The organism is Streptococcus mitis (assembly GCF_002096925.1).
In the GTDB taxonomy this organism is placed as follows: Bacteria; Bacillota; Bacilli; order Lactobacillales; family Streptococcaceae; genus Streptococcus; species Streptococcus mitis_AF.
Window position 1 is genome coordinate 24,884 of record NZ_NCVN01000006.1, and the last position, 14,559, is coordinate 39,442.

The 14,559-nt window shown below is 42.8% G+C and carries 16 protein-coding genes; 1 reads left to right on the forward strand and 15 read right to left on the reverse strand.

The window, feature by feature from the left end; translation table 11 throughout:
- Nucleotides 1-208 precede the first annotated feature (208 nt).
- The 8 genes from B7692_RS01605 to budA all read right to left on the reverse strand — a co-directional run bounded on the left by B7692_RS01605 (nt 209) and on the right by budA (nt 7,066).
- The gene (locus B7692_RS01605; protein WP_084929725.1) at nt 209-460 is read right to left on the reverse strand and encodes a hypothetical protein; all 252 of its coding nucleotides are present in this window, start codon (nt 458-460) and stop codon (nt 209-211) included.
- Between the two features lie 152 nt (nt 461-612).
- Nucleotides 613-1,683: an ABC transporter substrate-binding protein gene (locus tag B7692_RS01610; protein WP_084929726.1), complete on the reverse strand. Its 1,071-nt coding sequence runs from the start codon at nt 1,681-1,683 to the stop codon at nt 613-615.
- On the reverse strand, nt 1,680-2,453 hold the full coding sequence (locus B7692_RS01615; protein WP_084929727.1) for an ABC transporter permease: 774 nt from the start codon (nt 2,451-2,453) through the stop codon (nt 1,680-1,682). The genes B7692_RS01610 and B7692_RS01615 overlap by 4 nt, the downstream gene beginning before the upstream one ends.
- Nucleotides 2,450-3,256: an ABC transporter permease gene (locus tag B7692_RS01620; protein WP_000753801.1), complete on the reverse strand. Its 807-nt coding sequence runs from the start codon at nt 3,254-3,256 to the stop codon at nt 2,450-2,452. The genes B7692_RS01615 and B7692_RS01620 overlap by 4 nt, the downstream gene beginning before the upstream one ends.
- The gene (locus tag B7692_RS01625; protein WP_000742900.1) at nt 3,237-4,394 is read right to left on the reverse strand and encodes an ABC transporter ATP-binding protein; all 1,158 of its coding nucleotides are present in this window, start codon (nt 4,392-4,394) and stop codon (nt 3,237-3,239) included. Before B7692_RS01625 ends, B7692_RS01620 begins: the two co-directional genes overlap by 20 nt.
- A 159-nt stretch (nt 4,395-4,553) precedes the next feature.
- Entirely contained in the window at nt 4,554-5,459 is a 906-nt protein-coding gene (gene murB / locus B7692_RS01630; RefSeq protein WP_000111599.1) for a UDP-N-acetylmuramate dehydrogenase, read from the reverse strand.
- A 113-nt stretch (nt 5,460-5,572) separates the two neighbouring features.
- Nucleotides 5,573-6,325: a YhfC family intramembrane metalloprotease gene (locus B7692_RS01635; protein ID WP_023946322.1), complete on the reverse strand. Its 753-nt coding sequence runs from the start codon at nt 6,323-6,325 to the stop codon at nt 5,573-5,575.
- A gap of 9 nt (nt 6,326-6,334) precedes the next feature.
- A complete protein-coding gene (gene budA / locus B7692_RS01640) occupies nt 6,335-7,066 on the reverse strand; it encodes an acetolactate decarboxylase (RefSeq protein WP_000360295.1) in 732 nt (243 codons plus the stop codon).
- A 141-nt stretch (nt 7,067-7,207) separates the two neighbouring features.
- On the opposite strand from budA, the gene B7692_RS01645 reads away from it, so the two are divergent.
- The gene (locus B7692_RS01645; RefSeq protein WP_084929728.1) at nt 7,208-8,479 is read left to right on the forward strand and encodes an aminotransferase-like domain-containing protein; all 1,272 of its coding nucleotides are present in this window, start codon (nt 7,208-7,210) and stop codon (nt 8,477-8,479) included.
- A 20-nt stretch (nt 8,480-8,499) separates the two neighbouring features.
- Here the strand turns inward: B7692_RS01645 and B7692_RS01650 are convergent, their stop codons facing one another.
- The 7 genes from B7692_RS01650 to B7692_RS01680 form a co-directional block, all read right to left on the reverse strand.
- Nucleotides 8,500-9,315 (reverse strand): ABC transporter substrate-binding protein, encoded by an 816-nt coding sequence (locus tag B7692_RS01650; RefSeq protein ID WP_020900242.1) that lies wholly within the window; start codon nt 9,313-9,315, stop codon nt 8,500-8,502.
- A 156-nt stretch (nt 9,316-9,471) separates the two neighbouring features.
- The gene (gene phoU, locus B7692_RS01655) at nt 9,472-10,125 is read right to left on the reverse strand and encodes a phosphate signaling complex protein PhoU (protein ID WP_000946460.1); all 654 of its coding nucleotides are present in this window, start codon (nt 10,123-10,125) and stop codon (nt 9,472-9,474) included.
- A gap of 11 nt (nt 10,126-10,136) precedes the next feature.
- The gene (gene pstB, locus B7692_RS01660; RefSeq protein ID WP_049542866.1) at nt 10,137-10,895 is read right to left on the reverse strand and encodes a phosphate ABC transporter ATP-binding protein PstB; all 759 of its coding nucleotides are present in this window, start codon (nt 10,893-10,895) and stop codon (nt 10,137-10,139) included.
- A 12-nt stretch (nt 10,896-10,907) separates the two neighbouring features.
- Nucleotides 10,908-11,711, reverse strand: a complete 804-nt coding sequence (gene pstB, locus B7692_RS01665) for a phosphate ABC transporter ATP-binding protein PstB (protein ID WP_000049848.1) — start codon at nt 11,709-11,711, stop codon at nt 10,908-10,910.
- Nucleotides 11,712-11,721: 10 nt separating this feature from the next.
- Nucleotides 11,722-12,606: a phosphate ABC transporter permease PstA gene (gene pstA / locus B7692_RS01670; protein ID WP_000543046.1), complete on the reverse strand. Its 885-nt coding sequence runs from the start codon at nt 12,604-12,606 to the stop codon at nt 11,722-11,724.
- Nucleotides 12,596-13,513, reverse strand: coding sequence for a phosphate ABC transporter permease subunit PstC (gene pstC / locus B7692_RS01675; RefSeq protein ID WP_001070902.1), 918 nt, complete (start codon nt 13,511-13,513; stop codon nt 12,596-12,598). The genes pstA and pstC overlap by 11 nt, the downstream gene beginning before the upstream one ends.
- Nucleotides 13,513-14,391: a phosphate ABC transporter substrate-binding protein PstS family protein gene (locus tag B7692_RS01680; protein ID WP_084929729.1), complete on the reverse strand. Its 879-nt coding sequence runs from the start codon at nt 14,389-14,391 to the stop codon at nt 13,513-13,515. Before B7692_RS01680 ends, pstC begins: the two co-directional genes overlap by 1 nt.
- Between the last annotated feature and the right edge of the window lie 168 nt (nt 14,392-14,559).

Below are 14,559 nucleotides of genomic sequence, written 5' to 3' on the forward strand. Positions count from 1 at the left end.
ATTCAATGAACTTGTCATTCTCTTATTCTTATGCAATTGTTAAATTGAGTAGCATGACTTCCTAGCTTAGATGGCTCGCAGCACCGCCATTTCTCTGGACTAAGACAACTGAAAATCAATTCTCAACTTTCTTATTATAACGTTTTTCTAAGCTTGCGTCAACTGGAAATCGTCTCCGTTGAATCAGAGCAATTCTCTACATCTCCGATTACTTTTTCAGAATATACTTTTTCTTACTGCCATTTTTCTTTTTATCCCAACTTTTATTCCAAAGTTTTGAATTGTTAAAGATAGCTTCGAAAATATTTACAAATATAAAGAACCCTATCACCAAATGTATGGAATCAGTTGTTAGGTATTGTCGATCCAAACCATCCTTTAGAGAGAATAGTATAACAGTTTGCTGAACAGTCAAAAAGGTTGGCCAGAAACTTTTTTTGAAAAAAGTAGACATTTCCATTGTTTGTTACCGCTTTCTGTAAGGTTAAACTTAGTATACTACTGGGCTAAAAAATAAGCAACCAGAATAGAAAAATATACAGTTAAAAAATTGCCTTCTATTTTTTAAAAAACGAACCAGCTCTAACTGATTCGTTTTCTTACGTTCTACTCCTACTTCCGATACATTTTAAACTGTAGGAAGAGGTCGCTATATTTGCCTGTCCATTTATGGTCAAATTTCTCATAAACTTCTAGGTGTTTCATGGTTTCAGCATCAGGATAGAAAGCCTTGTCTTCTTTCTTCTCCTCTGGGAGCAGTTCCTTAGCTGGCAGGTTTGGTGTTGAATAGCCGACATACTCTGCATTTTTGAGAGCATTTTCAGGTTTCAACATAAAGTTGATAAAGGCATAGGCGGCATCTTGGTTTTTGACTGTTTTGGGAATGACCATATTGTCAAACCAAAGGTTGCTGGCTTCTGTCGGAACCACATAGCGTAGATTTTCATTTTTCTCCAGCATTTGGCTGGCTTCTCCAGAGAAGGTCACACCGATTGCAGCGTTATTCTGAATCATGTATCCCTTCATCTCGTCCGCCACAATAGCCTTGATATTTGGAGTCAACTTGTAGAGTTTGTCTACTGTCTCTTCCAACTGCTGGGTATCCTTGGAGTTGAGGCTGTAGCCTAGCGAATTGAGTCCTAGTCCCAGTACCTCACGTGCCCCATCAAAGAGCATGATAGAGTTCTTATACTCTGGCTTCCAGAGGTCATCCCAATGCTCAGGCGCCTCATCTACCATGGTTTCATTGTAGACAATTCCCAAGGTTCCCCAGAAGTAAGGAATGGAGAATTTATTGCCTGGGTCAAAGGACTGGTTGAGGAACTCTGGTCCGATATTTTCAAGACCTTCAAGTTTTGAATAGTCAAGCGGTACCAAGAGGTTTTCGTCCTTCATCTTGTTGATCATATATTCACTTGGGATAGCAATATCATAAGTCGTTCCACCCTGCTTGATCTTGGTATACATGGCTTCATTGGAGTCAAAAGTCTCGTACTGGACTTGGATTCCTGTTTCTTCTGTGAACTGAGTCAAGAGTTCAGGATCGATATAGTCACCCCAGTTGTAGATAACCAGTTTTTGACTATCTCGGCTATTGATTTTACTATCTAAATGCGTCGCAATTCCCCACAAGACCAGGATGATGGCTGCAATTCCTGCTAAAAATGAATAGAGTTTTTTCATGCTTGCTCCTCCTTCTCACGTGAGATAAAGTAATATCCAACAACCAGGATAATACTAAAGAGAAAGACAAGGGCAGAAAGGGCATTGATTTCTAGCGAAATTCCTTTACGAGCACGAGAATAAATCTCGACTGACAGAGTTGAAAAGCCATTTCCCGTTACGAAGAAGGTCACGGCAAAGTCATCTAGCGAATAGGTAAAGGCCATGAAGTAACCTGCAATGATAGACGGTGTCAGGTAAGGAAGCATGATTTCCTTGAACATCTGAAATTGACTGGCTCCCAAGTCATAGGCCGCATGAATCATGTCACCGTTCATTTCCTTGAGTCGAGGCAAGACCATCAAGACCACGATAGGAATGGAGAAGGCCACGTGGCTAGATAGAACGGTCAAAAAGCCAAGTGAAAACTTGAGTTGGGTAAAGAGAATCAAGAAGCTGGCACCAATCATAACGTCAGGCGCAACCATGAGGATATTATTGAGTGAAAGAAAGGCTTCTTGGTATTTCTTGCGAGACTGGTAGATGTAAATGGCACCAAAAGTCCCGATAATGGTCGCTATCAAGGCTGACAGAAAGGCCAAGAAAAATGTCTGAGTCACAATCAACATGAGGCGACCATCGCCAAACATGGTTTTAAAATGGCTCAAGCTAAAGCCTGTAAATCTATTCATGTCGTTGCCTGCATTAAAGGCATAGCCAATCAGGTAAAAAATCGGCAGGTAGAGGACAAGAAAGACCAGTCCCAGATAAAGGTTGGCAAATTTTTTCATCGTTCTCTCCTTTCCTTGGTCACCCACATGGTGATGAACATGGTCAGGATAAGAATCACACCGATGGTAGAACCCATTCCATAGTTGTCATTGGTCAGGAAGTTCTGCTCAATGGCTGTTCCCAGCGTGATAACGCGGTTCCCACCAATCAAACGAGTCAGCATGAAGAGACTCAAACTTGGGATAAAGACCGACTGAACCCCACTTCTCACACCGTTCATCGATAGAGGGAAAATGACATGACGGAAGGTCTCCCACTTGGTCGCACCTAGGTCATAACTGGCATTGATAAGATTGTTATCCATATCATCCAAGACATTGAAAATCGGCAAAATCATAAATGGAAGCTCTATGTAGCTTGCGACAAAGATAAAGGAGAAATCGGTAAAGAGCAACTGCTGTGAACCGATTCCGATGAATTCCAAGAATTGGTTAATAGAGCCATTCTGACCAAAAATCCCGATAAAGGCATAGGCCTTGAGGAGCAGGTTAATCCAGGTTGGCAGAATAATCAGCATGAGCCAGAGTTGACGGTGCTTGAGACGGGTCAAAAAGAGGGCTGTTGGATAACTGATAAGCAAGGTCACAAAGGTCACAATTCCTGCATAGAGTACAGAGTTGAAACTCATTTTTAGATAGGTCAAGTTTTGTGACGCAAAGTAAGATTTATAGTTTTCTAAACTGAATTGGCCTTCGATATTGAAAAAGGATTGTCCGAAAATCAAGACCAAGGGTGCCAACACAAAGAGGGCAATCCAGAGCATGTAGGGCACTACAAAGAGTTTAGAGCTTGTTTTCTTCATCTCTTTCCTCCTCGATTGCATTGATCAGACCTGCTTCTTGCTCTTCGATTTCCACGTATTCTTCGATACGAGCATCGAACTCTTCTTCTGTTTCATTGAGGCGCATGATGTGGATGTCTTCTGGTTCAAAGTCCAGACCGATTTCCTCACCCACGATGGCCTTACGAGTCGAGTGGATCATCCATTCATTTCCAAGTTCGTCATAGGCGATAATTTCATAGTGAACCCCACGGAAGAGCTGGGTATCGACCTTAACTTGGAGCTTGCCTTCTTCAGGAAGGGTAATGCGCAAGTCTTCTGGACGAATCACGACTTCGACTGGCTCATTTGGCTTCATCCCCCCATCGACCGCTTCAAAGCGTTTGCCGTTAAACTCAACCAAGTAGTCCTCAATCATGGTTCCTGGCAAGATATTTGACTCACCGATAAAGGTGGCAACAAAGTGGTTAATCGGCTCATCGTAGATATCCACAGGTGTTCCAGACTGGACAATCTCGCCATCATTCATAACGAAAATCCAGTCACTCATGGCAAGGGCTTCTTCCTGATCGTGGGTGACAAAGACGAAGGTAATGCCCAATCGTTGTTGCAATTCACGGAGTTCGTACTGCATGTCTGTTCGCAGTTTCAAGTCCAGCGCTGACAAGGGCTCATCCAGCAAGACCACACGGGGTTGATTGATGATGGCACGGGCAATGGCCACACGCTGGCGTTGTCCTCCAGAAAGTTTACGGATAGAACGTTTTTCATAACCTTCCAACTGAACCATCTTGAGAACTTCTGCTACACGCTGCTCGATTTCTTTCTTATCAATCTTACGCAAGCGGAGCGGAAAGGCAACATTTTCAAACACATTCATATGTGGAAACAAGGCATAGGATTGGAAGACCGTATGCACATCTCGCTTGTTGGTTGGGATGTCATTGATACGGACACCATCCAGCAAAATATCTCCTGTCGTCGCATCCAGTAAACCTGCAATGATGTTAAGGATAGTTGATTTCCCTGAACCAGACGCGCCTAGAAGAGTATAGAACTTCCCTTCTTCCAACTCAAAGTTGATATCTTTGAGAACCTTGGTGTTGCTGTCTTCAAAAACTTTAGAGACGTTTTTGAATTCAATAATTGGTTTTTTCAATTGTCATTTATTCCTTCTTTTTCATAGATTAACAGATCAGGGCTCTGTCAGGCCGCTACTACCTCGCGTAGGAGATTGAACTGCCTACATTCTTCTGCACTGACGATAGGCTTTCACCCCCTTTCCATGACATAGCAGCAGCTTTTCAACTACAGCTTCCTACTTGCTTTCACCCAAGATACGAACTTCTCTCTCAAGAGTAACGCCAGAGTGTTCCTTGACTTTTTCGATAACAGACTCAATCAAGTCCTCGTAGTCTTTAGCCGTTCCATCAGCGACATTGATCATAAAACCTGCGTGTTTTTCTGAGACTTCTACTCCACCAATACGATAGCCTTTCAAGCCAGCTTCAGAAATTAACTGACCTGCAAAATGCCCTACTGGACGCTTAAAGACCGAACCACAAGATGGATATTCTAAAGGTTGCTTGAGTTCACGTAGATGCGTCAAGCGATCCATTTCTTGCTTGATAACCGGATGGCTTCCTGGGGCTAGGGCAAATTTAGCTGATAAGACAACTGCACCAGACTCCTGAATGGCTGAATGGCGGTAACCAAAAGCCAAGTCCTTGACAGATAGGGTCTCGATTTCTCCATCCTTGGTCAAAATTTTACAAGACTGTAAGATGTGGGCAATCTCACCACCATAGGCACCCGCATTCATAAAGACAGCACCACCGACACTTCCAGGAATACCACAAGCAAACTCAAAACCAGTCAAACTATGACGGAGGGCAATGCGAGTTGTTTCAATCAAGTTAGCACCAGCCTCAGCTTCGATGGTATAGCCATCAACGGAAACATGATTGAGCTTGTCACACAAGATAACAAATCCACGAATCCCACCATCACGAACAATGATGTTGCTAGCATTTCCCAGCACCATCCAAGGGATATTTTCTTGATTGGCAAATTTGACAACGCGCGCCAACTCAAAACGATTTCGTGGAAAGACCAAATAATCGGCCTCTCCACCTACTTTTGTATAACTATAGCTATGCAAGGGTTCTTTGAAACGGATATCAATCCCTTCTAAGATTTCAAGCATGTTTTCTTTTACTGACATGACACTCTTCCTTTTACAAAATTCATTCCATTATACCATTTTTAAGACCATTTGACGACCCTAAAAAAATCTTGGGCTTATTTTAAACAAAAAAAGAGGTTTCCCCCTTTTTCTTATGATTTTTTGCAAAAGATAGCCTTGGTTCCATAGGCAACTAGGATCAGTTCAACTAGTAGAATGACTTCAACTAAGACTGGACTTGTAAGCCAGCCAACTTGGGCTAGAGATGGTGCCAGGTCAAAGAAGGCATGTAGGCCATAGGCTGCTAGGAGATAAATCCATTTCTTCTGGCGAACAGCTTGGTAAACCCAAACAGTCAAAAGCAATTGGAAACCTAGAGCCAGAATCCGTTCAAAACCAAGCAAATAAATCTGCCAGACAGAAAGTGACTGAATGGTTTTTAACATATTTTCAGACAGCAATTGCATGACCTGTGGATTCTGAGTTTGAACTGCTGAGAGAACGATGTAGAGATTAATCAAACTAGTAAGACCTAGGAAAATCAACTCCAAGCCACCATGCCCCAATCCATAAGCCAAGGCATCTGCCTTTTCCAAACTTCTCTTTTTCTCCAACCATTTGAAGAAAATAAGACGAGCAGTTTCCTCAAAAAATGCTGCCATGGCTAGGCCATAGATGATATAGACAAGCGGATGGTCTTGTAAGAGGGCAATACTACCGTCTTTTTGAGGATGCAAAACTAAGATATGCACCAGTTTTTCCAAAATCTGTGAAGAGACAAAGAAGGCTACGGCCCCTAATCCCAAAACAGCTAAATTAATCTGGTATTTCTTTTTGGCATACCAAATGCTCCCTAACAAGAAAGCTAGCAAAAGCACCATGGTAATGATAATATGAATGGTCATTTTCTTCTCCTATTCTGCCTTTTCAATATCTTTTTTCATCTCGTCAACATTGAACTTAGCAAACAAGTATTGACGGTCTTGGACTGGGAAACGTTGATCCAATTGGTCAACAGCTCCCACCTCAATAATGCCTTCCTTGATGACAAAGTCCATGACATGACCACCGAAGGTCAAATCATCTGAAATGAAGTGCAGATGGTAGCCTGCCACACTAACCCCATGGAAAATCTCTGGCGTCCAGAAACCAACGATGGTCCCCGCCACATTATCACGACTATATTCCGGTTGATGGGTTGCGACATCAGCAAACTTGGTATCTGGTGTCGACTTGGGAATCATGCGCACATGCATATGTGAAAATTCCCCCCGAATCTTGATAGAGCGGAAAAGATTTTCTCCGTCATAATAAGACTCAATTCGCTCTTCTAATTCCTTGTCTGTCATCTCAAACCGTTGTCGAAAAATAACCTCTGCCTGATGCGGTACCACTGCAGCATAAGGAATGAGGGCATCTGGTGACACCTCTACAATTTCTGGCTGGTCTCCTGATCCTTTGGCCTGATAAGCCTTGCCATCTAAGACAATCAATTCCCCATCAATAGAATCCAAGGTTCCCAAACCAAGATCACCATGCTCTAGCAATTCTCCCACTGTCATGGTACCACCATAAAGGCCAGCCATCAAGGCTCCAAGGGTATTGTATTGAAATAATTTCACTGGTTCCTGCACGTTCTTATCCATTCACTTTCTTGTCTGTTATTCTATAAATGTTACTCCTAAGTATACCACATTTGCCCCTAGATGTGAACGAGAGAAATACTCTAGACATTGCCAAGAAAGAAAAAAAAGGGTACAATGTAACAAAATCAAGGGAGGTCTGGAATGAAGAAACAAAGCAAGTACCAAGAGGTCGTTTCCTATCTAAAAAATGGTATCGAGTCTGGACGATTTCCGACGGGAAGCCGCCTGCCTTCTATCCGTCAACTGAGCCTTGACTTCAACTGTAGCAAGGATACTGTCCAACGAGCCCTGCTGGAATTACGGCACGAACAATATCTCTATGCCAAGCCCCAGAGTGGCTACTATGTCCTAGAACAAGGGCAACACCAGGACCTAGAAATCGAGGTTACCGACGAACATGCCAGCGCCTATGACGATTTCCGACTCTGTGTCAATGAAACCTTGATTGGCCGAGAAAACTACCTCTTCAACTACTATGAAAATCAAGAAGGTTTAGAAGACCTAAGACAATCCATTCATAAACTCCTCTTTGACCAAGCTCTCTACTGCAAGGCGGACCAACTGGTACTGACTTCTGGAACCCAACAAGCCTTGTTTATCCTTTCTCAAATTTCCTTTCCTAGCCAAGCCAAGGAAATCTTGGTGGAACAGCCGACCTACCATCGGATGAATCGCCTCTTGATTGCTCAAGGTCTGGACTATCAAACGATTGAACGAGGCATTGATGGAATTGACTTGGAGGAACTGGAAGGCCACTTCAAAACAGGACAAATTAAGTTTTTCTATACCATTCCTCGTTTTCACTATCCTCTGGGACATTCCTATTCAGAGCAGGAAAAACGAGCTATTCTTGACTTAGCTGCCAAGTATGGTGTTTATATCGTAGAGGACGACTATCTGGGGGATTTGGACTCTAAAAAGGGCCAGACCTTCCACTATCTGGATACAGAGGAGCGCGTCATTTATATCAAGTCCTTCTCAACCAGCCTCTTTCCAGCCCTGCGGATTACGGCACTCATTCTGCCAAATGCTATCAAAGAAGCCTTTGTGGCCTACAAAAATATCCTAGACTACGACAGCAACCTCATCATGCAAAAGGCCTTATCACTCTATATTGACAGTCAATTGTTTGAGAAAAATCGTCTAGCTCGCTTGTCCAATCAGGAAGACTACCAAAAACAAATCGAGGAAAGACTAGCTAACACTCCTTGTCCCCTTCCTCATTATCCCCTACACGATGGTTTATTGCTAGACCTCAGACAGTATCCTAAAATCGCCAGCCTCAAACACAGTCAGCTGAAATTGAACTTCTTTGAAGAGGCTTACTTGGGTGCCTGTCCTTATCAATTTGCCAAGGTATCCTTAGAAAATCTGGAAAAGGTTTTAAACTATTTAAAAGCAGAATTGGAATGACTTCCAACTCTGCTTTTTTCTTATTGTTCAACTTCTGTTAGGCTTGCCGCCTTTTCAAGATATTTTTGGTAGGTACCGTCATCCTTAAGTTTTTGAATGACCTTGTCCACCACTTCTTTCAAATCAGCACTATTTTTTCTAAGGGCAACTGCATTAGCTTCGCCATCCTTCATCTTCAAGCTGACAGTTGCGACAGCTAAGTCGGCATTTTTAGCAGCATAGCTAAGGGCAACAGGCTCATCCATGTGAACAGCATCAACTTTTCCAGCCTGCAATTCATTAACTGCTTCACCCATATTGGTTAGGGAAGTTAATTGAGCTTTTGGCAATTGTTCCTTGACCATAGCTTCTGGAACAGTCCCTTTTTGGGCTGCAATATTAGCACTTTCAAGGCTAGTTAAATCCTTGTATTTTTCTACATCAGACTTACGAACCAAGAAACTAATCTTGTTTTCATAGTAAGGAATTGAAAAATCAAAGACTTCTTTTCTCTCATCAGTAGCGCTAATTCCTGCAACCGCTAGGTCAGCCTTACCAGTTTGAAGACTGGTCAATACATTGTCAAAACTCATGCTTGAAATTTCCAACTTCACCCCAAGTTCATCAGCGATAGCTTGGGCCATATCAATATCTGCACCGACTACCTGATTTTTCCCGTCAACTAAAGACTGAAATTCAAAAGGTGCATAGTCAGGACTAGTCGCGACAACTAATTTCCCCTTTTGCTTAATGGCCTCAACAGCTGACTGAGAACCATTAGAACCCGACTGGCAAGCTACTAAGAAGAAACTTGCAAGAAAACTACATAAAACAAATATCCATTTTTTTGATTTCATAAATAAACAACCTCTCTGTTAATTTTGTATAATTATAACGCTATCCAAGTTACTTGTCAAGTATTTTTTGAATTTTTATCTTAAAAATATTTTTTTCATTCAAAAAAGGAGCTGTCAGTTGATTTTGAGCTCCTTTTTATACAGAATGAATCTATTTTATAGTTCGACAATCTTACCTGTTTCAAAGTAAACAACCCATTCACAGATATTTTTGGCATAGTCTCCAATACGTTCCAAGAAGGCAATCACTTGGAAGTAATCACGTCCTGTAACGATAGCATCTGGATTTTTCTTAATTTCTTCTGTAGCCAAGTCACGAATGCTATCAAAGTAATGGTTGATTTTTTCATCCATTGCTGCTACTTCATAGGCCTGGTCTACTGAACCATTCAGATAGAGTTCTAGGGCTGCTTCAACGAAGTTCTTGACATCGCGACCCATTCTCTTGATTTCTTCTTCAACAGCTGGGATACGTTGCTCCCCCTTCATACGAATGGCTGCTCTTGCAATGGAAACAGCATGGTCCCCCATACGTTCCAAGTCTGATACAGCCTTCAAGACTGTTAGAACAGTACGCAAGTCCTGAGAAACCGGTTGTTGAAGGGCAATCATTTCAAATGATTTCTTCTCCAATTTCACTTCGTATTCGTTTACTTCTGCATCATCTTCGATAACTTCCTTGGCCAAATCACGGTCATGCGTAACAAAGGCACGCACTGTCCGATTGATTTGGGATAGCACTTCTTGTCCCATAGCATAGAACTGGTTGTGCAATTTCTCCAAATCTTCTTCAAATTGAGAACGTAACATCATTTATCTCCTTATCCAAATTTTCCTGAAATATAATCTTCTGTTTCCTTGTGTTGTGGGTTTAGGAACATCTTCTTGGTATCGTTAAACTCGATTAAATCTCCATCTAGGAAAAATCCTGTCTTGTCAGAAATACGAGAAGCTTGTTGCATGGAACGCGTAACCAAGAGCATGGTATATCTATCTTTTAGACCATACAAGGTTTCCTCAATCTTACCAGCCGAGATAGGGTCCAAGGCTGAAGTCGGTTCATCCAAGAGAATGATTTTAGGACTTGTTGCCAAGACACGGGCAACACAGACACGTTGCTGTTGTCCACCTGAAAGCCCGATAGCTGAATCATGCAGGCGATCCTTGACCTCATCCCAGATAGAAGCTCGTTGCAAGGCTTTTTCTACCGCTTCATCCAGAACCTGCTTGTCCTTAACTCCATTGATACGAAGCCCGTAAACAACATTTTCGTAGATAGACATAGGGAAAGGGTTCGGTTGTTGAAAGACCATACCGATTTCCTTCCGCAATTCAACTGTATCTGTACGCGGACTGTAGATGTTGTGGCCGTTATAAACCACCGAACCAGTTGTGGTCACCTCTGGATTGAGATCCCCCATGCGGTTGATAGCCTTGAGGAGGGTTGATTTCCCTGATCCAGATGGACCAATCAAGGCTGTAATTTCCTTAGGTTGGAAAGATAGGGAAACACTATTCAAGGCCTTCTTTTGATTGTAGTAAACGGACAGGTCTGACACCTGTAAAATCGCTTCTGTCATACTGTTTCCTTTCTATCCAAAGTGTCCTGTTACGTAGTCATTGGTTGACTGTAGTTTGGCATTTTGGAAAATATTAGAGGTCTTATCGTACTCGATCAAGTCACCCAAGTAGAAAAATCCTGTGTAGTCACTAGCACGCGCAGCCTGCTGCATACTGTGGGTCACGATGATGATGGTAAAGTCCTTCTTCAATTCCAACATCGTTTCTTCCAGCTGGGCTGTCGCAATAGGATCCAAGGCTGACGCCGGTTCATCCATCAAGAGGATATCTGGTTTAACAGAGATAGCGCGAGCGATACAGAGACGCTGTTGCTGACCACCTGATAAGGTCAAGGCTGACTTGTGCAAATCATCTTTGACCTGATCCCAAAGGGCAGCTTGACGGAGAGAAGTTTCCACAATTTCATCCAAAACTTGCTTGTCCTTAACACCTGCACGTTCATGGGCAAAAGTGATATTGCGGTAGATAGACTTGGCAAAGGGATTTGGGCGTTGGAAGACCATTCCGATGTGCTTGCGCATCTCATAAACATTGATTTCTGGGCGGTTGACATCAATCCCTTGATAGAGAATTTGACCTGTTACCTTGGCAATATCAATCGTATCATTCATACGATTGAGACTGCGGAGATAGGTTGATTTTCCTGAACCAGAAGGGCCAATTAAGGCAGTAATTTTATTCTTTTCAAATTGCATATCGATGCCCTTGATGGATTCATTTTTACCGTAGTAAACATGTAAATCCTTAGTAGAGAGGGCCACTTTCTCTTCAGGAAAGGTGATGATATGCTTTTCATCCCAATTATATTTTGACATGGCTTCTCCTTTAGGCAGCGGTTAATTTCTTATGTAGGTAACTTCCGAGTTTACGGGCTCCAAAGTTAAAGATGAGGATAAAGATGAGGAGCACGGCCGCAGAACCTGCTGATACGATGGTTCCATCTGGAATAGTTCCTTCACTATTGACTTTCCAGATATGGACAGCCAAGGTTTCTGCTTGACGGAAGATAGAGATTGGGCTAGTCACACTGAGAATATTCCAGTTAGACCAGTCAAGGGCTGGAGCGGATTGTCCTGCTGTATAGATCAAAGCAGCCGCCTCACCAAAGATACGACCAGAGGCCAAGACGACACCCGTTACAATACCTGGTAGGGCTTCTGGAATGACCACATGGACTACTGTCTCCCAACGAGAAATCCCAAGGGCCAGACCAGCCTCACGTTGCGTATGGTGAACGTGTTTCAAGCTATCTTCAACATTACGAGTCATCTGAGGCAGGTTAAAGACCGTCAAGGCCAAGGCACCTGAAATGATTGAAAATCCATACTCAAACTGAACTACAAAGATCAAGTAACCAAAGAGACCTACAACCACTGATGGCAGTGAAGACAAGATTTCAATACAGGTTCTGACAAAATTGGTCACAGGACCTTTTTTAGCATATTCAGCTAGGAAAATCCCAGCTCCCATAGACAAAGGCACAGAGATAATCAAGGTAATGACCAAAAGGAAGAAGGAATTATAGAGCTGAATTCCAATCCCTCCGCCTGCTTGGTAAGAAGATGATTTGCCAGTCAAGAAAGACCAAGAGATGTGGGGCAAACCACGAACCAAGATATAGAGAATCAAGGATGCCAAGATGGCAACAATAATTCCTGCAATCGAGTAGAGGACAGCTGTTGCAATTTTATCTAATTTCTTAGCGTGCATAGTTTTTCTTTCCTCTTTCTTTCGTAATCAATTTAATCACACTGTTGAAGGCCAAACTCATCAAGAGCAAGACCAAGGCCAAGGACCAGAGAACGTTATTATCAACTGTTCCCATAACGGTATTTCCGATACCCATGGTCAACACAGAGGTCAAGGTCGCAGCAGGTGTTGTTAGTGAAGTTGGAACAACGGCTGAGTTTCCAACTACCATCTGAATGGCCAAGGCCTCACCAAAGGCACGCGCCATCCCAAAGACCACTGCTGTGAAAATCCCTGAACGCGCTGCCTTCAAGGTCACGCGCCAGATGGTTTGCCAACGAGTGGCCCCCATAGCCAAACTAGCTTCGCGGTAGTGACGAGGCACAGCACGCAAGCTATCAGTTGTCATAAAGGTTACCGTCGGTAAAATCATGACAAAGAGAACGAAAATTCCTGACAAAATCCCAAAACCAGTTCCACCAAAGATACTACGGACAAAGGGAACTACGACCTGCAAACCGATAAATCCATATACGACTGAAGGAATCCCTACTAGCAATTCAATGGCTGGTTGCAAGATTCTAGCACCTTTTGGTGAAACTTCGGTCATGAAGACTGCCGCACCAATGGCAAAAGGAGTTGCGATAAGAGCTGACAGGATTGTAACAATAAAGGAACCCAAAATCATGGGAAGGGCACCAAATTGTTTACCTGAAGGATTCCAAGTTTGGCCAAAAAGGAAATCAAAGATATTAACCCCATTTACAAAGAAGGTCGACAAACCTTTTTGGGCTACGAAAATCAAAATCATAGCCACAATGATGACAATCAAAGACAGACAGGCAAAGGTCAAGCCTTTTCCTAGTTTCTCTAGACGAGAGTTCTTTGAGGGAGAAAGTAATTTTTTAGCTAATTCTTCTTGATTCATTAGTGACTCCCTTCTAGTGCTGTCACCGTTCCTACAGCATCTTTTTCAACCTTCATTTCCTTGACAGAAATATAGCCCATCCCCTTAACGATTCCACTTTGCGCTTCATCTGAGAGGACAAAGTTGAGAAATTCTGCCACCAATTCATTTGGTTGACCTAGGGTGTACATGTGTTCATAAGACCACAAAGGCCAGTTATTGCTTGTAACATTTTCTGCAATCGGCTCATAGCCGTTCAACTTCATGCGTTTAACTGAGTCATCCACATAGGCAAAGGCTAGGTAAGAAATGGCTCCTGGTGTCTGGGAAACAATGTTTTTAACCATCCCATTTGAATCCTGTTCTTGACTCTGCACAGCAGATTGACCATCCATGACAACACTATCAAAGGTTGCACGCGAACCAGAACTTGCTGCGCGATTGATAATGGAAATGGCTAGGTCTTTGCCCCCGAGCTCTTTCCAGTTGGTTACTTGACCTGTGAAGATGCTACGGAGTTGTTCAGTTGTCAGATTTTCAACATCAACTTCCTTGTTTACAATCACCGCCAAGCCCGCTACCGCAACCTTGTGGTCCACTAGAGCAGAAGCGTTGATACCGTCTTTTTCCTCGGCAAATACGTCTGAATTTCCTACATCAACGGCTCCAGATTGAACCTGAGACAGACCTGTACCAGATCCTCCACCTTGGACGTTGACTGTTTTTCCAACGTGCATAGAACCAAATTCATCTGCTGCTGCTTCGACCAAGGGCTGAAGAGCTGTTGAGCCAACAGCTGTCATGGATTCTCCACGATCAATCCAGCTAGCACATCCCGTCAAAGAACCTGCCAGCAAAAGAGCTGCAAGGGATAGAGCGAGTTTTTTCCTTTTTTTCACTGTTTTTCTCCTTGAAAATAATGGTGAATGCCGTGAATTTTTTCAACTATTTATTTATGTTTTTCTTTTTTAAAATTGGGAGCCAACTGAAGTTGATAGCTTGGTTTTACTAGAAATTTGCTCAGTTGCCTTGCCCACCAATTTTGACTTAAAATGAAAGACAATTTG

Coding starts and splice junctions, on each gene's coding strand:
- B7692_RS01650 (WP_020900242.1), bottom strand. CDS start 9,315: ATGAAATCAAAAAAATGGATATTTGTTTTATGTAGTTTTCTTGCAAGT.
- murB (WP_000111599.1), bottom strand. CDS start 5,459: ATGTCAGTAAAAGAAAACATGCTTGAAATCTTAGAAGGGATTGATATC.
- B7692_RS01635 (WP_023946322.1), bottom strand. CDS start 6,325: ATGACCATTCATATTATCATTACCATGGTGCTTTTGCTAGCTTTCTTG.
- B7692_RS01615 (WP_084929727.1), bottom strand. CDS start 2,453: ATGAAAAAATTTGCCAACCTTTATCTGGGACTGGTCTTTCTTGTCCTC.
- B7692_RS01645 (WP_084929728.1), top strand. CDS start 7,208: ATGAAGAAACAAAGCAAGTACCAAGAGGTCGTTTCCTATCTAAAAAAT.
- pstB (WP_049542866.1), bottom strand. CDS start 10,895: ATGACAGAAGCGATTTTACAGGTGTCAGACCTGTCCGTTTACTACAAT.
- B7692_RS01610 (WP_084929726.1), bottom strand. CDS start 1,683: ATGAAAAAACTCTATTCATTTTTAGCAGGAATTGCAGCCATCATCCTG.
- pstC (WP_001070902.1), bottom strand. CDS start 13,513: ATGAATCAAGAAGAATTAGCTAAAAAATTACTTTCTCCCTCAAAGAAC.
- B7692_RS01605 (WP_084929725.1), bottom strand. CDS start 460: ATGGAAATGTCTACTTTTTTCAAAAAAAGTTTCTGGCCAACCTTTTTG.
- budA (WP_000360295.1), bottom strand. CDS start 7,066: ATGGATAAGAACGTGCAGGAACCAGTGAAATTATTTCAATACAATACC.
- phoU (WP_000946460.1), bottom strand. CDS start 10,125: ATGTTACGTTCTCAATTTGAAGAAGATTTGGAGAAATTGCACAACCAG.
- pstB (WP_000049848.1), bottom strand. CDS start 11,711: ATGTCAAAATATAATTGGGATGAAAAGCATATCATCACCTTTCCTGAA.
- pstA (WP_000543046.1), bottom strand. CDS start 12,606: ATGCACGCTAAGAAATTAGATAAAATTGCAACAGCTGTCCTCTACTCG.
- B7692_RS01620 (WP_000753801.1), bottom strand. CDS start 3,256: ATGAAGAAAACAAGCTCTAAACTCTTTGTAGTGCCCTACATGCTCTGG.